The organism is Acinetobacter defluvii, from assembly GCF_001704615.3.
Classification (GTDB): domain Bacteria; phylum Pseudomonadota; class Gammaproteobacteria; order Pseudomonadales; family Moraxellaceae; genus Acinetobacter; species Acinetobacter defluvii.
In genome coordinates, this window is sequence record NZ_CP029396.2 from 276,461 (window position 1) to 298,214 (window position 21,754).

18 protein-coding genes and 3 pseudogenes are annotated in these 21,754 nt (G+C 41.6%); 8 read left to right on the forward strand and 13 right to left on the reverse strand.

Annotated elements, in window-relative coordinates:
• Positions 1-13: 13 nt before the first annotated feature.
• The 3 genes from DJ533_RS02055 to cml are packed head-to-tail and all read right to left on the reverse strand — an operon-like array spanning position 14 to position 3,846.
• Complete coding sequence (locus DJ533_RS02055; protein WP_081316864.1) at positions 14-1,450, reverse strand: aldehyde dehydrogenase family protein; 1,437 nt, start codon at positions 1,448-1,450, stop codon at positions 14-16.
• Positions 1,383-2,588 carry an ISL3 family transposase gene (locus DJ533_RS02060; protein WP_020753573.1) on the reverse strand — a complete coding sequence of 402 codons (1,206 nt, stop codon included), beginning with the start codon at positions 2,586-2,588 and terminating at the stop codon, positions 1,383-1,385. The genes DJ533_RS02055 and DJ533_RS02060 overlap by 68 nt, the downstream gene beginning before the upstream one ends.
• A complete protein-coding gene (gene cml, locus DJ533_RS02065) occupies positions 2,581-3,846 on the reverse strand; it encodes a CmlA/FloR family chloramphenicol efflux MFS transporter (protein WP_020753574.1) in 1,266 nt (421 codons plus the stop codon). The genes DJ533_RS02060 and cml overlap by 8 nt, the downstream gene beginning before the upstream one ends.
• A gap of 467 nt (positions 3,847-4,313) precedes the next feature.
• On the opposite strand from cml, the gene DJ533_RS02070 reads away from it, so the two are divergent.
• The 5 genes from DJ533_RS02070 to DJ533_RS02090 all read left to right on the forward strand — a co-directional run bounded on the left by DJ533_RS02070 (position 4,314) and on the right by DJ533_RS02090 (position 10,284).
• A complete protein-coding gene (locus DJ533_RS02070) occupies positions 4,314-5,210 on the forward strand; it encodes a LysR family transcriptional regulator (RefSeq protein ID WP_158660397.1) in 897 nt (298 codons plus the stop codon).
• A gap of 200 nt (positions 5,211-5,410) precedes the next feature.
• A complete protein-coding gene (salA, locus tag DJ533_RS02075) occupies positions 5,411-6,700 on the forward strand; it encodes a salicylate 1-monooxygenase (RefSeq protein ID WP_065995367.1) in 1,290 nt (429 codons plus the stop codon).
• Positions 6,701-6,799: 99 nt separating this feature from the next.
• Entirely contained in the window at positions 6,800-7,720 is a 921-nt protein-coding gene (catA, locus tag DJ533_RS02080; RefSeq protein WP_033917443.1) for a catechol 1,2-dioxygenase, read from the forward strand.
• Positions 7,721-7,988: 268 nt separating this feature from the next.
• Entirely contained in the window at positions 7,989-9,341 is a 1,353-nt protein-coding gene (locus tag DJ533_RS02085) for an MFS transporter (RefSeq protein WP_019838314.1), read from the forward strand.
• A 52-nt stretch (positions 9,342-9,393) separates the two neighbouring features.
• Positions 9,394-10,284, forward strand: coding sequence for a LysR family transcriptional regulator (locus DJ533_RS02090; protein WP_026438256.1), 891 nt, complete (start codon positions 9,394-9,396; stop codon positions 10,282-10,284).
• Between the two features lie 428 nt (positions 10,285-10,712).
• Here DJ533_RS02090 and DJ533_RS02095 read toward each other — a convergent pair whose 3' ends face one another.
• The 6 genes from DJ533_RS02095 to DJ533_RS02120 form a co-directional block, all read right to left on the reverse strand.
• Positions 10,713-11,186, reverse strand: coding sequence for a DUF6527 family protein (locus DJ533_RS02095; protein ID WP_005093359.1), 474 nt, complete (start codon positions 11,184-11,186; stop codon positions 10,713-10,715).
• Positions 11,180-12,364: a ThiF family adenylyltransferase gene (locus DJ533_RS02100; protein WP_005093361.1), complete on the reverse strand. Its 1,185-nt coding sequence runs from the start codon at positions 12,362-12,364 to the stop codon at positions 11,180-11,182. The genes DJ533_RS02095 and DJ533_RS02100 overlap by 7 nt, the downstream gene beginning before the upstream one ends.
• Positions 12,339-13,094, reverse strand: a complete 756-nt coding sequence (locus DJ533_RS02105; protein WP_005093363.1) for a multiubiquitin domain-containing protein — start codon at positions 13,092-13,094, stop codon at positions 12,339-12,341. Before DJ533_RS02105 ends, DJ533_RS02100 begins: the two co-directional genes overlap by 26 nt.
• A gap of 98 nt (positions 13,095-13,192) precedes the next feature.
• The gene (locus tag DJ533_RS02110) at positions 13,193-16,576 is read right to left on the reverse strand and encodes a UvrD-helicase domain-containing protein (RefSeq protein ID WP_033917444.1); all 3,384 of its coding nucleotides are present in this window, start codon (positions 16,574-16,576) and stop codon (positions 13,193-13,195) included.
• Position 16,577: 1 nt separating this feature from the next.
• Positions 16,578-17,144: a hypothetical protein gene (locus tag DJ533_RS02115; protein WP_033917445.1), complete on the reverse strand. Its 567-nt coding sequence runs from the start codon at positions 17,142-17,144 to the stop codon at positions 16,578-16,580.
• Entirely contained in the window at positions 17,144-17,920 is a 777-nt protein-coding gene (locus DJ533_RS02120; RefSeq protein WP_005093369.1) for an RNA polymerase sigma factor, read from the reverse strand. The genes DJ533_RS02115 and DJ533_RS02120 overlap by 1 nt, the downstream gene beginning before the upstream one ends.
• A 311-nt stretch (positions 17,921-18,231) precedes the next feature.
• Here DJ533_RS02120 and DJ533_RS02125 point away from each other — a divergent pair, with 311 nt between their 5' ends.
• The 3 genes and pseudogenes from DJ533_RS02125 to DJ533_RS02135 form a co-directional block, all read left to right on the forward strand.
• Positions 18,232-18,936 (forward strand): IS6-like element IS1008 family transposase, encoded by a 705-nt coding sequence (locus DJ533_RS02125; RefSeq protein ID WP_001067783.1) that lies wholly within the window; start codon positions 18,232-18,234, stop codon positions 18,934-18,936.
• Between the two features lie 53 nt (positions 18,937-18,989).
• A pseudogene (locus DJ533_RS02130) lies at positions 18,990-19,445 on the forward strand (recombinase family protein); the annotation flags it as partial.
• A gap of 45 nt (positions 19,446-19,490) precedes the next feature.
• Positions 19,491-20,114 (forward strand): annotated as a pseudogene (locus tag DJ533_RS02135) (IS5 family transposase); the annotation flags it as partial.
• A gap of 79 nt (positions 20,115-20,193) precedes the next feature.
• Here DJ533_RS02135 and DJ533_RS02140 read toward each other — a convergent pair.
• The 4 genes and pseudogenes from DJ533_RS02140 to merB all read right to left on the reverse strand — a co-directional run.
• Positions 20,194-20,421: pseudogene (locus DJ533_RS02140) on the reverse strand (DUF3330 domain-containing protein); the annotation flags it as partial.
• 50 nt (positions 20,422-20,471) lie between these two features.
• Positions 20,472-20,708 carry a broad-spectrum mercury transporter MerE gene (gene merE / locus DJ533_RS02150; RefSeq protein ID WP_001087807.1) on the reverse strand — a complete coding sequence of 79 codons (237 nt, stop codon included), beginning with the start codon at positions 20,706-20,708 and terminating at the stop codon, positions 20,472-20,474.
• On the reverse strand, positions 20,705-21,070 hold the full coding sequence (gene merD, locus DJ533_RS02155; protein ID WP_033917457.1) for a mercury resistance co-regulator MerD: 366 nt from the start codon (positions 21,068-21,070) through the stop codon (positions 20,705-20,707). Before merD ends, merE begins: the two co-directional genes overlap by 4 nt.
• A 40-nt stretch (positions 21,071-21,110) precedes the next feature.
• The gene (gene merB, locus DJ533_RS02160; RefSeq protein WP_033917456.1) at positions 21,111-21,737 is read right to left on the reverse strand and encodes an organomercurial lyase MerB; all 627 of its coding nucleotides are present in this window, start codon (positions 21,735-21,737) and stop codon (positions 21,111-21,113) included.
• Positions 21,738-21,754: the final 17 nt, after the last annotated feature.

The window sequence follows — 21,754 nt, forward strand, 5'->3', positions numbered from 1 at the left end:
ATGGTCTAGATCTTCATTTAATAAGTCGAATAGAGTGGGGTTCTAGATATGATTTCAATGTTTCATTGATGTCTAATTCACGACCAATACCACTTTGCTTGATTCCACCAAATGGCATGCCGAGTTGTAAAGAGTCAAAACTATGACTATTAATAAATGTACTACCCGCCTCTATCTTTTGTGCAATATCATAGGCAAGCTCAATATTGTCAGACCAAACAGATGAACATAGACCTTGCTCATTATCATTTGCATATTCAATCGCTTGTTCTACAGTTTCATAACCGATCAGTGGAATAATGGGTCCGAATTGTTCCTGCTGAACAATCTCTAATGAGTTATCTAGGGTTTTCACGACGTGCGGTAGAACGTAGTATCCATTGTCCCATTGTTCTGGATTCAGTTTTTGACCTAACTCACGTACTTCACATTGATCCGAGGCTTTAGCATTTTCAATAAATTTCTGTACGATAGCCCACTGCTTTTTATTGTTGAGTGGGCCAAAATTGGCAGCTGAATTTAAGCCATGGCCAACTTTATATTTATCCACTTCTTCACAGAAAAGATCGAAATATTGATCAAGCTTATCTTTCGGCACATATATACGTTTAACTGCAAAACAAATTTGCCCACTACGTGTAAATACACCCTTTAATAATTTTGGTAGGATAGATTGGAAATCGATATCTTCTAAAATAATTGCCGCATCATTTCCACCTAATTCTAAAGTGACATCTTTAATTGTTTGCGCTGCACTTGCCATTACGGCTGCACCGGTGGCTGTGCCACCAGTAAATGCAACTTTACGAACTAGAGGGTGACTCGTTAAAATATTTCCTACATCTGCATCGCCATGTACGACGTTAATCACGCCTTTTGGAAATACGGCTGCTATTTTGGCAAGCAATTGAGTTAAAGCCAATGCTGAGAATGGAGAAGGCTTCAATACCACAGTATTACCTGCAAGTAATAAAGGACCTAACTTCATCATTGTTAATACAATAGGCATATTCCAAGGCACAATTGCAGAGATGACACCCTTAGGTCTTTTATGAATTCGTATCCAGCCTGTTTCTTCTGAAATTTCTTTAGGTATCAAAAGATCATCTGGAGCCTGAGCATACATACTCATTACGCCTGAACCCAAATAAAAATCAGTTTCTGCTTCCCAAAGCATGCCACCATGTTCAGAAATAAGCAGTTCTTTTAGTTCATCTTTTTTTTGAAAAATGAGATCGGCAGCCTGTTTTAAACAGTTTTGACGTTCAGCAATACTACTGTCTTTCCAGCTAAGAAAAGCTTGATGTGCAATATTAATAGCATTTTCGACATCATTTAAACTGGTATTACTAATAGAACCAATTTGATGGGTAAAATTCAGTTCATCGCACTTTGCCGGGAAATGCAGCACGGATCTTGAGGAAGAAGTAGTCCGTGTCGCGGTATCCATAGGCCATCCGCTTAATGACTTTGATCCGGTTGTTCATGCCCTCCAGCACGCTGGTGTTCAGCCGGTGGAGGGCACTGGAAACGATACCCTCCATATATGGCTCCAGCTTCTTGGCAAATCGTACCAAAGCATCAATTCCGCTACCGAGGGCCATGCCGGCCCATTCCCGCCAGGCGCTTCTGGCCGTCGTCTCGCTTTCCGCAAACCATAGCGTCTTAAGTTGGTCCTTGAGCACGTACACCGTAGTCAAGAACGCATTGGCGGCCAGGAGTTCGTCCAGCTTGACCGCCTGCTCGGGCTCAAGGTTGTCAGCATTGCGTAACAGTATCCAACGGCTGCTTTTGATCACCTTGCGGGCGACCTTGTCATCTCGCAGTTGATTGGCCTGATCAACTCGCACTCTATCCATCACTTCGCGGCCATACTTAGCCACCACATGGAACAGGTCGTAGACCACCACCGCGTTGGGGCACTGGGCCTTCACTTCAAGATCGAAGGCTGAGTTCATGTCCATGGCCACTGCCTCGATCTGGTTCCGGGCATCGCCTAACCACTCGAAGAACGGCCGGATCGCCTCACGCGAGCGGCCCTCGCCAATCCACACCACTTGCTGGGTGTCGGCACAGGCGACCACCGTGGCGTAGCGATGACCCTTGTGCAAGGCGAATTCGTCCATCATCAGGCGGCGCAATCGACTTCGATCTGGCTCGTGCAAATCACGTTTGAGCCGCTCCATGTCAATAGTCTTGACTGTATGCCAATGCAAGCCCAAAAGATTGGCAACATGACTGACGGGCAGCATCTGTACTAATTTCTCAATCCAGTTGCGCAATGATTGCGTAATACGGGAGCGCGGTGGTAGCCAATCGATCCGCTCTCTGGTTGGACCGCATTGTGGACAACGCAGCCGCCGCACAGGTACATCCAACTCGACGCGATACTGCATAATTGGTGACTCGCGAACTCGGCGCCAATTGATGTCATGTACCAGGAAACAAGGGCAATCGCATCGGCTACAAATTGGCGTATGCTCCTCGTCGTGTGTAAGACGGATCAGCAAAGTCTGTTCATCTAGAAGCCCATGAGACGCTGGCGAAAAGCCCTTCCAGAACAGGCTCCAAACATCAGCGCTAGTCATGATCATGGACCGATTGCGCGCTATCGGTGCCTTGTAGCGCCAAGGCATCATGTTCTTCTTGGCTGAGATGGCGTCTGTTGGGATTGATGCAGGACAGACAAAGCACTGCTGTTGCGAGGATGAGGCAATAAGCGATGATCGGCCAGGTGGTACCAGTCGATAAAAGCGTAATAATGAGTGTCCCGATAATCCCTAACAGTAGTCCACCCAAACAGAAGTAGACTGCTGTAGCGGTCCCAGCGATATGATCGAAACCTCGAAGAGCGGCATTGGGTGCCACCGATACCGCAGTGGCGATACCAACACCCACGAGCCACATCGGGGCGATGAAGCCAAGCACCGAGACCGGTGCCAATGTCTCGCCAACAGCGAGCAACAGCGCTCCCGCCATCAGACACCCCATTCCCACTCGTAAGGTCTTCAGGCTTCCCCACCGGGGAATCAGTCGTCCCATGATTCGCGCTGTAGCCATCATAGCGATGGCCACTGTAGCAAATAGCAAGCTGAAGCTAAGTTGCGATAACCCTTGCCTCCCCATCATTAGCCAGGGGGCGGTCGAGAAAAAGACGAAAAAGCTGCCCATCCCCGCGCTGTAACAGAGCGTGTACAGCCAGAAGTTCAGGTGTTTCACAGGAGTCAATAGCTGCGACCACTGTAGGTCTGCCGTCCGGTGCCGCCGAGTCTCTGGCCAGAGTCGCCAGGCTGCGATAACAGCGCCTATCATTGCCATCCCTAGCAAGCCGAAGATTGCGCGCCATCCGAGCCACGCGTCGACCAGCGCTCCTAGCAGTGGGCCTATCGCAGGAACCATCGCAAGCATAGAGCCGAGCAAGCCATAGATGACGTTGCTTTCCTCACGGCCCGAATAGATGTCGCGTACCGTCGCGAAAGTGGAAACGAGACATGCCGAAGCGCCGCAGGCCTGAAGAACGCGGAAGCTCAGAAAAAGTTCTGGCGATGAAACTACGGTGAGGCCGAATGAAGCCGCAATATAGGCAATCCCGCCACCAAGTAAAACGGGGCGGCGACCCAGCCGATCCGACAGTGGGCCGAAGAGAAGCTGTCCGGCTCCAAGCAAAACCAGGTATGCCGTCAACGTCAGCTGGATCGTCCCTGCACCGGACCCAAGTGCATCCGCCATGAAAGGCACCACGGGCAGGTACATATCCATGCCCAGTGACGCCAGCAAATCGAATGGTGATAACAGCAATAGCGTGGCGGGAAGAGAATACCGCCAAGAAAAATCTTTTGAGCGCACGAAGCCATCTCCTTAAGTTAAGAATTTGGCGGCGCTCTTGCAGAGCAACTAGGTTCTTGAGAACGCCGCAACAACCGAAAACGAAGGTTGCTGCGGCTTACTTGTCTGCTTTCTTGGTAGCGCTCATGTGCGGGTTATCTCATGGATGAGTCCATATCGTAACAATCTTCACGCTAAAGTGCAAAGAACCTAAAATTCCCTGGATCATATACAGGCTGAGTCTGGGTGGCAATGGGTAAAAAATCGCCATTTATAAATCCTGAAATGTGAACTAGTGACATGTATTTCTCCTTGAAAGCACCCAGATTCATTCTGTAGTGTAAGAATAGATTCTCAGTATTTGAAAATTCAAAATAATGCATCCTTTATTTTGAATTTAGATAATATGAACTATATTTAAGAAGAAAAAATAGGCTAAAATGAGAGTTTAAGTTTCATAAAATGAAAGAATGAAAATTAGAGATAAAGTGAATGATCTAGAATTTTTTTTAAAAATTGTAGAGGCAGGTTCACTTACACGTGCTGCAGTCTTGTTGGAAAGCTCATTGCCATCAATGAGCCGTCGTCTATCTCAAATCGAACAGAGATTCGGCGTTAAGTTAATTGATCGAAATTCTCGACGTTTCAAGTTAACTGAAAAAGGGGAATATTTTTTAGAAAATACCCAGCATATTTTGTCCTTACTTGAAAAAATGGAAAATAACTTACAAGGTGAACAGGACTTTTTGACTGGACGATTACGAATTGGTTCACTCAATCAATTCGGGAAACAGCATTTAGCTGGTTGGATTGCAGAGTTTGCAAAACAATATCCTCATTTAAACATTGAATTATTATTGTCTGATTCAAAAGTAGATTTAATGGAACAGGAACTCGATTTCTCCTTTCAGATTGAAGTCCCTCTAGAGATTGATTACTGTTCTGTCCCGCTTATACAAGGTAAAAAAATTTATTGCGCATCTCCTGAATATTTTAAAAAGTTTGGAATACCCGATAATCCGTATAGTTTGGCGGATCATCACTGTCTCTGTTTGATCAGAAATCGGCATACATTTAGTGAGTGGCCGTTTATGGAGAATGGTAAAAATACAATAGTAAAAGTCTCACCTCAATTGTCTAGTAGTAGTAGTGAAATAGTTCATCAATGGGTATTAGCAGGCCAGGGCATTGCTTATAAATTGAATTGGGACATTCAAGCTGATTTATCATCAGGAAAAATAGTTGAATGTTTGACAGAGTTTAATCCACTGCATAGAAACTTATATATGGTTTATCGAGAAAATAATTCTACACAGCTAAAATACAAGTATTTCATTGATTTTATTAAAAATAAATTTTTAATATTAAGAAATAGTGTTTTGTGAAATTGATTAATCCAAAATTCTGATTCAGTTAAATCACCATCCTTATGAATCAGATATTTAATATCTTTTAATTAGATCATGTCCTTATAAATAATAAGTATCAAAAATTTAGATAGTTCAAGTTAAAAAATATAAATTGGATAAATTCTGAAAAATCGCTAATGATGGAAATCTAAGCAGTTTAGTAAGGAATGCTAAAAATGGACAAAAAGATTAAAGTTGCGGTGATTGGTGGTGGGATTGCAGGATTAGCACTTACTACACAATTGGTGAAAAATCAAAATTTAGATGTGCATCTTTATGAAGCAGCCCCGCAATTTTCTGAAATTGGTGCAGGAATTTCTTTTGGTGCAAATGCTGTAAAAGCAATTCACTTATTAGGCTTGGCGAACGAATATGAAAGTATCGCAGACAAAGTAAAAGCCCCTTTTACCGATATCTGGTTTCAATGGCGTAATGGTTATACCGATGAATACTTATCAGCTTCTATAGCTCCGAATGTGGGGCAATCTTCTGTACATCGCGCAGATTTTTTGGATACGCTGATTCCTTTGGTTCCGCATAAAAATGTGCATTTTAACAAACGAGTACAAGAAATTAAGGCTACAGATCATCAGGTTTCGATTCAATTTATAGATGGTCAGCGTGTTGAATGTGATTATCTGATTGGATGTGATGGTATCCATTCTGTAGTTCGTAACCATGTACTTGATTCTCACCAGCTGAAACGTGTAAGTCCGGAATTTTCTGGAACTTGGGCTTATCGTGGAATCATTAAATTTGAGGACTTTAAACAAGCCATTAAAGAGCTTAGTAATGATCCAGAACTAGCTGAAGTGCCTCAAATGTTGTTAGGTAAAGATAAACATATTTTAACCTTCCCAATTCGTCAGGGCGAAGAAATTAATATTGTTGCCTTTAAATCAGACCGTACCCAAACGACATTACCTGAAAATACGCCTTGGACTAAATCCGTTTCTAAACAAGAAATGTTAGATGACTTTGCGGATTGGAGTGAGAGTTGTCAGGCATTATTGAATCTGATTGAACAGCCGACGATTTGGGCATTACATGAAACACCACCTTTAACCACCTATAAAAATAAAACCCAAAATGTCATTGTGATTGGTGATGCAGCACATGCCATGTTACCGCATCAGGGTGCCGGCGCAGGGCAGGGCTTGGAAGACGCACTGATCTTGGCTAACTTATTGGCCAATCCACAGCTCACAGCAGAAAATATTAAATTGGTATCAAAAATTTATGAAGATATCCGTTTAGATCGCGCAGTTAAAGTTCAACATACCTCCCATGAGTCGGGGGAAATTTATGAACTTTATTCACCCGATTATCCAAGCTTTGAAGAAGTAGGCGCACATTTAGCACATCGATTTGATTGGTTATGGCAACACTCGCTTGAAAAGGATATTGAAGATGCTAACACAGCATTACAGCTGGACATTCAGCAGCATTTAAAACTGGTAGGTTGAAATTAGAAGTCAAATCGAAAAAGCAAAGGACGCTAAGTTTCTCACATGATGAGAGAAGCATGATTCACCAACAAATAAACATACTTAAGGAGCAATAGTATGAACCGTCAGGAAATTGACACTTTAGTTAAAAAAATGAATGTGGACACTGCAATAGGTCCAGTGGATGATCGCGTTCAACAAGTTGTGGTACGTTTAGTATCTGATCTATTCCAGGCGATTGAAGATCTTGACCTGACCCAGAGTGAAGTATGGAAAGGTCTTGAATATCTTACCGATGCTGGACAAGCTAATGAATTAGGATTATTGGCTGCAGGTCTTGGTCTTGAACATTTTCTAGACTTACGTGCGGATGAAGCTGATATTAAAGCAGGTATTACGAAAGGAACACCACGTACCATTGAAGGACCACTGTATGTCGCTGGTGCACCAGAATCTGTCGGCTTCGCTCGCATGGATGATGGTTCAGAATCTGATAAGGTCGACTTACTTTTTATTGAAGGTACTGTAACCGATACAGATGGTAATATTATTGAAGGTGCCAAAGTGGAAGTCTGGCATGCCAATAGCTTGGGTAACTACTCCTTTTTCGATAAATCACAATCTGATTTTAATCTTCGTCGTACTATTTTTACCGATCAAGATGGTCATTATACTGCTCAAACGACTATGCCGGTCGGTTATGGCTGTCCTCCCGAGGGTACTACACAGGCTTTACTCAACAAATTAGGCCGTCACGGTAATCGTCCTTCTCATGTTCATTACTTTGTTTCAGCACCAGGTTACCGAAAGCTCACGACTCAGTTCAATATTGAGGGTGATAAGTACTTATGGGATGACTTCGCGTTTGCAACACGTGAAGGTCTAGTGGCAACCGCGGTGGATGTAACTAATAAAGCTGAAATAGAACGCCGGAATGTAGATAAACCATTTAAACATATTCAATTTAATGTTGAGTTGGTGAAAGAACATGAATGTACTCCATCTTCTGATGTTGAACGTCGACGGGCTAGCGCATAATTTTTTAGGATGGATAGGTTGATCCTCTCCATCCTATAGACGTTTTACAAACTTCATGTAAAGACAAACTTAGAATTAATCCGAATTAGCATAAAAGATTTGTTAATCGTAACAATATACCGATAAGGAAATTATGGATCTGCGAAAGTACAGAAAATAAATACAGTGAGCATAGATATCTACTCGTTCTCACTTCAGTTATTACGTAGTGAATTATTAAAGTCTGTCAAATAAAATATTGCAATCTATATGACCAGGGAGGTCTGTAATGCAAAGTATTAATGCAAATGAAGTCATGGATCATGCTCCATTAAAAGCAATTCATTGGCGAGTGATTTTACTGAGCGCACTCATCATTATCTTCGATGGATATGATTTGGTTATTTATGGTGTGGCGCTGCCAAAGCTCATGGTGGAATGGCAAATTGATTCCATTACTGCAGGATTCCTGGGTAGTATCGCCTTATTTGGAATGATGTTTGGTGCGATAATTTTTGGTAGTCTGAGCGATAAATTAGAAGCTTACGGATTTAGCCGAAAAAAATTAATTATCTTATGTGTTTGTTTATTTAGTAGTTTCACACTTTTATGTGGCTATGCTTCGAATCCGCAAAGTTTTGGAATTTTCCGCTTTATTGCTGGCCTTGGTTTAGGTGGAGTAATGCCCAATGTTATTGCACTTATGACTGAATATGCCCCTAAAAAATTACGTGCTACGTTAGTCTCTTTAATGTTTAGTGGCTATGCAGTAGGAGGCATGTGTTCTGCCTTGTTAGGTATGTGGCTGGTTCCACAATATGGTTGGAAAATCATGTTTATTTTAGGAGGATTACCACTTCTATTATTACCTATGATTTGGTTACTACTCCCTGAATCGATTGATTATTTGGTACGCCGCAAAAAAACTGAACAAGCAATTCATATTCTCAAGCAAATTGACAGTAATATTACTTATACTACCCAAACGAGCATTAGCCTGCATCAAGCTAATCAAACTTCCTCTAAAACCCCAGTAAAAGATCTATTTACAGAAAATCGTGGTCCAATCACTCTTTTATTCTGGGGAAGTGTATTTATGGCCTTAGTTTTGGTATACGCCTTAGGAAACTGGTTGCCAAAACTGATGGTTGAAGCAGGTTATGATTTATCGACGAGCTTGTTTTTCCTTTTTGCTCTAAATATTGGGGGGATGTTAGGTGCAATTGGTGGTGGTTATTTCGCTGACCGTTTTAATCTAGCCAAAGTGTTATGTACACTCTTTATGAGTGGCGCTATTGCCTTATTTCTCCTCAGTTACAGTCTACCGACTTTTGTTCTTTATATTTGTATTGCAATTGCGGGAGCGGCTTCAATTGGTGGACAAATTTTATTACTGGCTTATATGTCTCAATTTTATTCATCTAATATACGTGCAACGGGTTTAGGCATGGCCTTAGGAATTGGACGTTTAGGAGCTATCCTAGGGCCAATTTTATGTGGCTGGTTACTGAGTTTAAGTTTACCGATCAAATATAATTTTATTGCTCTTGCAATTCCTTGTATCATTGCTGTTATCAGTGTATCGATGATCCACTTCCGCTTAAAGAAAACAAGATTGAAACGCACTGTAGTACAAGTCTAAAAGTGAATCAGGGAGGGGAATCCTCCCTAATATCATCGAGATATTCAAATTGATTGATCTAAGCCTTATTAAAGTTTTTATTATTGTTTATGAGACTAAAAATATCAGTCATGCTGCTGAGCGATTGAATTTAAGTCAGCCCTCTGTGACCTATAATCTAAATCGTTTACGTAAATTTCTAAATGATCCTTTATTTGAACGTGATAAGTTTGGAGTTAAGCCAACTAAACTAGCACAAAGCTTATATCCTAGCTTTAGCAAATCAATAGAAGAAATTGAAGTAGCAATTACTGCCTCTCAAAATTTCAATCCTAAAACTTCCACTCGAATATTTCGACTGGGTTTATCGGATTTGGGAGAAATATGTTTGCTACCATCTTTAATTCAGTATCTTTCAAAAGAAGCACCTTTTATTAAGATTGAAATCGAAGAAATCAGATCAAGTAAAGTTGAAGAATGGCTTGTTGATGGTTCTTTAGATGTTGCCGTGTTTAATAGTAGCTATACCGTTATGCCTAGAATTGAATCACGTAATGTATTTGAAGAGCGGTATATGTGTATAGCGCATAAACAACATCCCCGTATACAACAGCAGCCCAGTTTAAAACAATATTTACGGGAGAAACATGCTGCTATTAAATCTTCTACAGGGCATATTGAAATTGATCAAAGACTGAAAGAGTTAGGTTTAAAAAGAGAAATTATGCTAGAGCTACCACATTTTAGTGTCTTACAAGATGTAGTGAGCAGTTCTGAATTGTTGGTTACTTTACCCTCACGTGCTGCAAAAGTGTATGAACGAAACAGTGAGGTAAATGTTTTTGAATTACCCTTTGCCGTAAAACCCTTTAACGTCAGTGTTAATTGGTATAACCATCGAGATGATTTAGAAGCTCGAACTTGGTTTATCCAAACTTTACAAAATATTTTTAAGCTTCTTTAAACTCAAATATTGAATTATATAGGATAGTAGTCTTATATATTCTGAAAGAAATACTCGATAACCAAATACCTCTTTGAGGTTATTATTTGTTATGTGTTTCTTACTATAAATATATAAATTAATCTTAATAATTCAGCAAGACTATGATAAATAAAAGTCTTGCTGAAAATTATTTTTTAATTTCTAACCCAATTCATTTCTAATATTATTTGCAACAGTGCCTGAAGGACACATAAGTTGTCATAAAAAAGACAATTCGAGTAGAAGTGGGCTTTTCATAAAGTATTATGCTATTGATCTTAAAAGATTTGCATAGAGTATATTATGTTAGTTTTAGTTAGCTAATATTCTCCCTGCTTTAAACAGGGAAAATATGAAAAACTATACTTCGGATTTGTCTGACTCATGGAGAGATTATCCCTATTTCACTAATCAATTTTATTAATTAATTTTCGTGACCATCTACGCAAACTATCCCAAATACCTTTATTCTCAGGCGGTTTTCTAAAGGTAGCTTCTTTTTCATTATTATTTACTTCACTCTCTGGTTGAGCCATAGATTGATAATAATGAGTCTTAGCTAATTTATCCCTCTTTCTTTCTGCTGTGATTCGATCTTCGCTCCAACTACCAGCTTCAATTACTACATTTTGTTTAATAATGTAGTGTGAACGACATGCAGAATTCCAATTCCCAACAGATGGCGTCAGTGAAACACTTTCGCCATCAAAAATCATTTTCCAGTCGGTTGGTGATAATGGAGTAACAACCCGTTCTCCACAGCCGCAACAGCAGCTATGCACTGCTGTTGCATATTCCATTGAGATATATAAAACGCCTGTATCGATTTCACGTGGGATATTACGGATAAAATGGTTTGTTAGCTTTTTAATTTTCAGCATGTCAGATCCCCATTCAGTAACATATTTCCATCCGTAGTGTAGGTAGAGTGATGTTCATTCTCCAAATCTCTATAAAAGCCTCTCAATTTTTTCCATTTAATTACAGCTAAAGCCGCATTTAATGAGTTTAAATCAGCGACTTGTATATTAGATGCATAAAGATCATTCTCACCAACACTAGCAAATGAAATACGTCCTGAATGGATATGTTCGCGTTTATCAGGAGTACTACTTGTCACTCTCAAAATGCCACCAAGACTACCATTTACGAACTCTATTCCCATTCCAACATCAATAAAAGGTATATCAAGTAACTCCAATTTCTGAATGATCGCTTTCTTATCTTCACCAGCATCAATACAAATAAACGCAAACGAAGTTCCATTTAATAATTCAAGATTGGTAGAGTTCAAGCTAACTGGATTCGCAACAATATTACGATGCATTCGGTCGTAAATATTTTTGAAATAATTGACCTTCAGTGGCGCATTTCGCAGCTCATGTAATAAGGGAGCACCAGGAGCACGAAAAGCGTTATGCTGTAAAAACTCATCCGCATCAAACAGACGTATCTCATGTGCGGGAGTTTTGCAAACTAAATCAATAATATAACTTCCAGTCCCCCCAGTTCCAATTATTGAAACAACCTCGCTTTCTAGCTTTTCTGAAAGTTTGCCTATCCCGGCACGATCAGAAGCTGTATCAATATAATTAAAAATGCTTTCAATTTCAGTTTCATCAGGAGCACGAAATATCTTTGGACTCATACCTGGCTGTAATACCGCTGCTGGACCAGACAAAATCGTCGCGTAGGTAGACATTTTAGCAAAGTAATCTGGGTATCCTTCTGGACCTGGTTTACTTGAAAAGCTATGTTCAGCAGTAATACCATGACCAAAATCCATGTGCTGAGTTACATGGCGAATTTCATCTATAGGCATTCCATTAGCTTTACAAGGATATTCCCCATCCCAATGCATGACATGACACCCAGGTTTACGTGTATTATCACCGGCAAGATCCAATGATGTTACAAGGGTACCTTTGCGAACGCATTTTTGTGCATTTACATAAGGTACCTCTTTCATAACAAGGAAGCCGGCAATAATTTGCACATGATAGCCAGCTTCACGAAGCTGGCGTAAATCATCATTAAGATTGAATAGTTTTTGTGACATTGAAAATCGTCCCCTGATGTTTAACTTCAATAACCCCACCCTCCGCAAGCTCACCAGCATTTGGTCTAGATGCTGCATGACGATAAGTCATAGAGTAGATAATATTTGATCCGATTGGGTCATTAGGAAATGCCAGTTGGACAACCTGTTCAAATGTGACTTGCTTATTAGGTACTGATTCATCAAGAGAATTAATAGTGATGGTGTAACCCTGAACTGGTCGTTTAGCTGTAATAAAATGCTCTATACCAGGAGCTGTAAGATCCAGCAATTCATCAGGTTCAATAAGGCGATCAGTACCACCTCGCACCTCCAAAAATACGGCTTGATCTGGACTAATACCTGACAATACATACAAGTTGTTGGCCTCAATAGCTGACCTGCCCCATTTAAGCTGACGACCATCAAGTGTTAGTTTGAATTCCCGATCCGTACGAAAAGCAATAAACCGTTCAACTTCTCGCCCACGCAAGTCAAAAGTTTCATTTAATCGAATATCTTCAAATTCACCAGATGGTAATATCGCATAAAGAGTTACCTCATCCCGATCATCAAGCCCTACTACAGATAATATCTGCCGCCCTGTAGGCACTGGATCAGAAACAAAAGCCTGTTGGAAATTCACATTGTCTATTCCAACACTAATGCGATATCCATTTGCAGCTTTTAACGGACGGTTCTCACGAACCGCTTCGCCAACATCATCAAAATCATCCTGAATAGGATTCATATAAACACCTCTTAAAGTTTTGACCAGAAGGAATTTTCTGGCTACATCTCTTTAATCGGACCGACAAAGCATCGTCGGTAATTTTTTTATAATTTATTTTAAAAATTTTTCTTTATGATACCGGTCGGGACTCTACCGCAAATAAATAGCGCAGGACAATTAGGGCAGCTAAATGCTGAATCTGCTATTTTAAAATCACCACCACGGATACGAATGAAAATTTCTCGTAATTTGTCTTCAAAATTGTTTAGGGCTTTTGGTTTAAAGTCGAGAGGGTAAACCTTATTATCGGCTAAATAGACCAATTCTGCAGATGAATCAGGAAAAGTACTCTTTGCAGCAAGGGAAAATGCTGCATATTTTATATTTTTTGGGTCTGAACTAGGTGCATGACCAGTAAAGATACAGCGTAACGTACGCACATCATCTCGTAGCAGCATTTCATCAACATGAATTGTTATCTTTACACCTGCAACATTCAAAACTAATTTATCAAAAACTTCAACAATTGCTCCATTTCTGGACTGGATAAAAAAATTGAGCATCATCTCAGCGATATTACGATAATCACTTACGTATCCATGCTCATGTAAACCAAACTTTTCAAAAGTAGCCTCCAACATAGGTTTCCAATTTATTGAAGGATCATTATCTAAGCCAATTAATGCTTGAAATACATCGCGTACTGCTTCATGCATTTGCATGAATGCAGTTTCTTGTCTACGACCACCAATGCATAAAAGATGAGTATATAGAAACCGTCTAGGGCACCTATCATATAAATCTAAAGCATTAGCACTGAAACTTACATCTCCCTGAAATTCCACTACTAATGGGATACTTTCCGGCGCTATTGGTAATTGTAATACTGGGAGAGTTTTTATGTGCGAAACAGGGCCAATCCTTTCCAAAAAACCAGAAAGTGGACGTTGGATTTTTTTCTGACCTTTAGTCCTTGCACCATAAAAAAATAGTCTTTCTCGTGCACGTGACATTGCTACGTAAAAAAGACATTCTTGCTCATTGTCGTGAGCTTCTCTGGCTACATCATTAGATGAACCTTTACCACCAGCAACCATACCCTCAGGTGGTGGACATTTTGTCCGTCTATATGAGCCAGGTAGTGTATCTTTATTAACCCCACTTAAATGAACAACAGGAAACTCAAGACCTTTTGAACTATGAATCGTCATCAATTTGACTGCATCAATATTTTGGGCCGCTGTCGGAAGCTGACTGAGATCACGATCATCGTTAAGCTTAAGTAAACGACGTATTCGCATTATCATTTTTACTATGGGAAAGGCACTACCTTTAAGTTGTTGCCGAGCAAAATTCATAAACTGCCAAATAGCAATTCCTTCAGCTTTCCCTCCAACAGACTCTGATGTTGCAATTTCAGCTATCATTCGTGTGCGATCGAAAAGCACAGTCGCTAAAACATTCCAAGGGTGTGAGTGATTACTAAAACCCTGTAGTACATTTTTTAATTTTTCAAGTGAAGATAATCCCTCTGGGGATAAAGCTAACAATGATATGTCGCAGTCACAAAGTTCTCTTTCGCTTGTGCGTAGATGCTCTAGAATTTGAGTGACATCTTCCATTGGCATCTTAAATTCTGTACAACATGCAATACGAATCAATCCGGAAGCGCGTTTATCTGTCAAAATAGAGACCAATGCTATAAGGTCTTTAATTTCTGGTCGCTCAAATAAGCTACCCAGAAATAATACCGGAATTCCCAATCGTTCCAGATCCCGCCCTAATTCTGAGAGCTTGTCATTTCCCCGACACAAAACTGCTTGATCTCGATACTTAAAACCAAGATCACACATTTTATTAATTGATTCAGCTAAAGCGGAACTTACCAGGTCACCACTTTCTACTGTTCGTATTTCCGGAAGAAAACCTGATGCAGGGCGATTTGCAGTAAGAGCACTGTGTGTACCGCCTGTTTTCATATCTGATGCAAAGCTTGAAAATGATGTCACGATCTCTGAAGCAGAGCGGTAATTAATTTTCAGTGATTGACCTACACTCCCGGGAAAATCATCCACGCAAAAACGCGATATATTAAATGACGAGGCTCCACGAAACCGATAAATTGACTGCTTTGCATCACCAACGACCCAAAGATTATCACCATATGGTTTGAGAGCCTTTAATAACCTGATACTGCTCCTATTAACATCCTGATATTCATCCACCAATACATGCAGATAATCATGCTGCAACTGTTGACGTAACTCTGCATTAGCCTCCAGCAGTTGTACTGGTAGCATCACTAAATCACCAAAATCTAAACAATTTTCTTGTTTCTTTATCTTTTCATAAGCTTCGTATACTACAGCAACTTCTAATGCTCGTTCAGCAGTTTCACGTTCTTCTGCACTACTGGCCTTTGCTAGCATATTCTCTGCAAGAATTCGGTACTGTAATGCATCTATCACCTCATCCTTTGCCCGGGAAATAGCATTCAAAATATCGACAATATTTTGAGAAGGATCGTACAAATCACGATAATGATTTAAATTAAGACGTAAGAACTCCTCTTCCAGAAGTTCTACAGCCTCTGAACGATCCATTAAGCGGGGTTCCGCTGGTAAATCACATAAATCATGAAATCGACGAAGCAGATCAAGGCCAAACCCATGAAAAGTCCCTATCCAAAGAGCCGCTGCCTCATGGGGCTGCTTTCGTGCGATACGTTCTGATATTTCCGCAGCTGCTTTATTCGAGAAGGTTAATAACAATATCCGTCGAGGATCAACCTCTTCATTCAGCAAACTTTCAACTCTTGCTATGAGAGTTCGAGTCTTACCTGTACCTGGACCAGCCTGAAGTAAAAAAGCAGAACCTCTATGATTTACTGCATCATTCTGCTTTTCATTGAGAGGCATCTCTGGATCAATTTCTTGTGGTTTATTTTCAACCATAGGCAACAGCATTGCATCAAGCATTTGCTGTGCAACAACCTCAAAAGGTGCTCCGAGCTTACTAGCGATATCACTACAAGTCATATGGCATTCAAGATGCATTTTTTTAACAACTGAACGCGGAAGCAAGAATTCTCGGGCGAAAAGATCCATCTGAACTTCACGTCGTTGTCGATGGTTATAATCCACAACGCGACTTATTCCTGATAGTTCAGATTCTGCTGTACGGCTAGGGTCAATACTAATAACATATTCATCTTGTGTATCATCTCCTAGCTCAACATGACCAATTTCATGCGCTACAAGAAATGCCTGTTCAAAAGATGAACCAAAATCCTCATGTGTAATTAATCTATATGTGCTATCAAAGAACGCCCGTGCGCCATTTAATTCATCGGAACATTGTAAACACTTCTCTACGTCAATATCTCGAAACGCAGCTTCAGCAACAGCAAAAGCATAAGAGTTCCAAGGATCTAGCCCTCTGCCTACAGCCTCATGATGTAGTTTGTCAGCGCGCTGGCGAGCGATCTCGATAGCATCCATATCATTCGTCTCTATTTATTATCTCTTGAATTCGTTCTTCTGGAATAAGTGCATCATGAAGAATCTTTTCGAAAGATACCTTGCTTGGCGCAGTTGGTTTTACATTAGATTTATAACTTCGGCTATGTTGTGCTTGTGGTGGTAGTGCAAGAAAGGCCTTCAACTGAGCAGTCGTTACCTGTAGAACTATCGCAAGCCTATTAATAAAATGTAATGGAACAGATGACAGTTCAACTCTTCTTACTCCAAAAGCCATTAAAACTTGTTTGGGAAGATTTAATAACTTTGCTGCATTTGAGAAACGCTGTGGAGGTATATCTATTTGTTCCGATTGCTGGGTAAGCCCCCTACGAAATCGATCCAAAGCAGACTCAATACTTATTTCATCATCTGGGGTAAGTGGTACACAGTCATCAATTTCACGAGACAGCTCGAGTGACAGATCGACTAATTCATTAGAATATTCAGGAAACTCTATGAGATACTTTAGTAAGATATCTTTACTAGAATCAAATTCTACTGAGAAGTCTCTCAGTACATCCTCACGAGAAATATTTTGATCTCTCATTAAAATTTCTCCTTATTTTCTAGTTGTTTACGCAATATTGCAAGCGCAAAATCACGGTGCGTGCGAATAGTTTTATCTGACTTCTTCAACGTTTTAGTGATTGTCATTTCATTGGGATCTTTCGAAATAATGGGTATATCGTGACACCACATTACGACAATACGTTGCTGAAGTGGTGATAAAACATTAATCGCCTCATGTAGACTTCGTCGGTAATATTCTTTGTCAAGTTCATTTGCATCAAAAGGATCATAGGGTTCTAACGCATTTTCAACCTCTGGTAAGATATTTTCATCTTCACCATATAATCCTTGAGTGAGATTATCTTTATTTTGAATTTTATTTTGTGCATCAACTCGGTCTTTAGCTAATGCGCTGTTAAAGTTGACTTCAAAATAATCAAGACGCTCCTCATAACTATCCTGATCCACTAATAGTAAATCGATAAAATCATCACGAACTTTATCGCGGATTTCCATATTACTTAAGGAAGAAGTTCTTCCATCTAGGCTATGAGGTTTAGGAAGATTACGATGTATTCTTTCTAAGAGAGCTAGGAGTAACTTTTCACGAAGCCAAGAATTATCAGTATTTCGAATAAAATAGAGCAATGTTTCACTTGATATAAAACCCTCAATTGATTTTGGCCAAATAATACTTCTGGCAACAATCTCCTCATGACTGATTTTTTCTAGTTCATCAATCTCACATTCAACAATACTACGCCGAGTGTATAAAACACCTTCCCTATTAACCTTTCTTAGAGGTCTAGCCATAAAGCACCCTAACAACCTTAAATCGATAATTTTTTAACAATTATTAGTAATTAATCTTAAAGAACCAAAATATCTTATATAACAATAATATCAGTTAAAAAATTTAAGAGTTGGTAAATCCATAATCAATTCATGTTATTAAATTTCTATTGTTTAAAAACTTTAAAATTCCACTACTTTTCTACATCTATTATCAAAAAAATACCTGTTGTACTCAAGCTTGAAACTACAATATTACTAATTAGAGAGGCACTGTTGCAAATAGGCTGACATGATAAGCTAAATATCTTATTTATTTCGAGATACAGCAGATGAATCCCTTCCACGGTCGGCACTTTCAAGGTGAAATCATTCTTTGGGCTGTTCGTTGGTATTGTAAATATGGCATCAGCTATCGTGAACTTCAAGAAATGCTCGCTGAACGAGGCATAAATGTGGATCACAGTACAATTTATCGTTGGGTTCAGCGTTATGCTCCAGAAATGGAAAAACGGTTACGCTGGTATTGGCGTAATCCTACAGATTTACATTCATGGCATATGGATGAGACTTATATCAAAGTGAAGGGGCGATGGACTTACCTGTATCGTGCAGTTGATCAACGGGGTCATACGATTGACTTTTACCTTTCCGCTAGACGGAACAGTAAATCAGCCTATAGTTTTCTAGGAAAGATCTTCAATACGGTGAAAAAATGGCAAATTCCACGGGTCATCAATACAGATAAAGCAGCGACCTATGGCCATGCTTTATCACGATTAAAGCGAGAAGGAAAATGTCCAGTAGATATTGAGCACAGGCAGATTAAGTATAAAAATAATGTCATTGAATGTGATCATGGTAAGTTAAAGCGAATCATCAGGGCCACATTAGGATTCAAATCTATGAAGACTGCTTATGCCACAATTAAAGGTATTGAAGTCATGCGTGCACTACGTAAAGGACAAGCATCGTCATTTTATTATGGTCAGCCTCAGGGTGAAGTGTGTCTAATCAACAGGGTTTTCGGTCTCTAAGCACTTTTTAAAGGGAACATCATCGACTCAAATCTCTATTTGCAACAGTGCCTAAAAATACCGACCGACCGAAATTTCAAGAAATGTTGAACTATGTCCGGGAAGGGGATAGGGTGATTGTACATTCCATGGATCGTTTTGCACGAAGTCTAAAAGATTTGGTCACTGAAGTAGATAAACTGGTCAAAAGAGGGATCGCCATCCAGTTTGTAAAAGAGAATATTACTTTTACTGCCCAATCCACGCCGATGGATAATTTGATGCTGCAACTGATGGGTGCTTTTGCTCAATTCGAGCGGGAAATTATCTTAGAACGTCAGAAAGAAGGGATTAAGATCGCAGCAGCTCAGGGCAAATATAAAGGTCGTGTCCATAAATTGAATCCAGATCAAGCTAAAGCATTACTGCAAGCCTGGAAAGAAGGGAAGTATTCATCAAAAGTTGATCTGGCAAAAGCGTTTGGTATCAGTAGACAGGCTGTCTATCGGTATTTAAAACAAATTAATTAGTCACTAGATGGACTGAAAGGTGCCTACAAAATCAGTGGCTATTCAGATATTACAATTAGCTACCAAAAAAGTAGAGATGGTCTGCATCTACTCGTGGACTCTACTGGCTTGAAGTTTCTAGGTGAAGGTGAATGGAAATGCAAGAAACATGGATCTGAATATCGTCGCCAATGGCGTAAGCTCCATATTGCTATAGAAGCTGAAACCCTTCAAATACGTGCAGTACAACTCACGACAAATAATGTCAGCGATTCACAAGTGCTCGAAGATTTACTTTCTCAAGTTCCCTTGGATGAACGAATTGATTCAGTCTATACAGATGGTGCTTATGACACAAAGCACTGCCGACAAGTCATTTTAAATCGTGATGCACATGCGGTCATTCCACCCAGGAAGAATGCAAAGCCTTGGAAAGATCAGCAAGTCAGGTCTATAGAACGAAATGAGTTATTGAAAACAGTCAAACTGCTAGGAAGGTCACTTTGGAAAAAGTGGTCTGGTTATCATCGTCGAAGTTTGGTGGAAACCAAGATGCATTGCATCAAATTATTAGGCGATAAATTAACAGCAAGGAGTTTTCCTAGTCAGGTGAATGAGATTCATGCACGCGTAGCCGTCTTGAACAAATTCACAGAATTGGGGCGCCCTCACACCCAAGTTGTCACTTGAATTTGGCTCAATTAGGATCGCTCTATCTTTCAAACCTTTATGCAACAAAGCCAGTCCCTATGTTAATTTGAAGAATGCCTCAATCTGACGGCTGCGAACCGCCAGGGACAGGCGCAATGTCAGATTCTGTCGCGGCCTTGGCGCGTGCCTGGAAGCGTTCATAGCAATCCAGCCCGCAGAAATGTTCGACGTATTCCGCGCCTTCCGGGGTGAAGGCGGCATCGAGCGGAATTTCTTTGCAGCATACGCAGCAGGTGGTGCAACTGGCAGTGTTCGGGGCGTTTGCGTTCATGGTGGTACTCCTCCAGATTGGTAGCGAAGCTCAAAGCTGCCCACTCTCGGCTGGCTGGGAAGCGGTCATGATCTTCCCTTGAAGGCCCGCAGCAGCCGCGTCACAGACAGGACAAACAAGCCGGTCAGCGTGAGGGCTGCAATACCCCAGTGCTCCCCGATGAACGCGCCGGCCGTCGTGCCGGCTAGCACAATGGCGAGAATCGGCAAATGGCAGGGACAGGTGAGCACGGCCAGCGCGCCCCACAAGTAGCCGGTGATCGGTTTGTGCGTCTCAGACGGCAAGTGCTCTGGGCTGTTCATGGCAGACTCTCCGCGTGCTGTGCCGGTTCGGTTGGCATGGCGGCCAGTTGCATTTCGAGGCTGGCCAGGGCCTCGCGCCGACGCTCGACGAGTTGCCGCAACACGGCAAGCTGCGCAGACGCACCGTCACCGTCCGCAGCATCCAGCGCCCGGCACAGCCGCGCCAGCACATCCAGGCCGATGCCCGCTTCGAAGGCGGCCCGCACGAAGCGTAGCCGTTGCAAGGCGGCATCGTTGAACAGGCCGTAGCCGCCTGGGGTGCACGCCACCGGCCGCAGCAATCCACGCAGCAGGTAGTCGCGCACGATATGCACACTCACGCCCGCGTCATGTGCTAAGCGGGAAACTGTATAAGCGCTCACTGAACACCTCCTTTTCCTCACCCTGCGCAGCACAGGACAGTTACGTCCCGCTAGGCGATGACAGCTGTCGAGCAAGCTCTTGCCCAAGGCGAAAGGCCTCTTCGACGCCCACAACTTCGGCACCCTCATGCTGCGCGACCCAATCGTCAGCGGCAGCGGCGCTGGCAAAAAAGTGGACGTGGCAGCAGAAGGAGCAGCGAATGTCGGATGACGCATTTGGTCGCACCAGTGACACAACTGCGCTCGCCGGTTCGAGCCGGTGCAGCCCATCTGGCGCCACCGTAAGCGATACCTCTTCACCCGTTGTAGGGCAGCGCGAGGAGACGTACGCGCTCCTGCCGAGCAAAGCCGGGAATATTAATACGTCTAGGGCGCACCACGTGTAGAGACGTTGGCCGTCAATCTCAAAGGTATGCGGGGTTTCGCGCAGCGTAAGGCCATAGCCGACAATATTGCCGTCGTCGTCATACTCGGTGCTGGGGACCTGATCGAGTGCTGCCGCGACTCTGTCGGCCGGCCAGTCGAGCACGGTCGCGAGCGTTTTCCGCGAGACGGGACTTCCCTTGGCAATCTCGCGAAGAAGCGGAAGCAAGAGTTCAGTGGGATGTAGTCGGTTGATAACCGAGAAACGCTCCGCGATTTCTTTGACGAAGGTTGATGTTTCCATAGTTGTTTGGCTCCTTG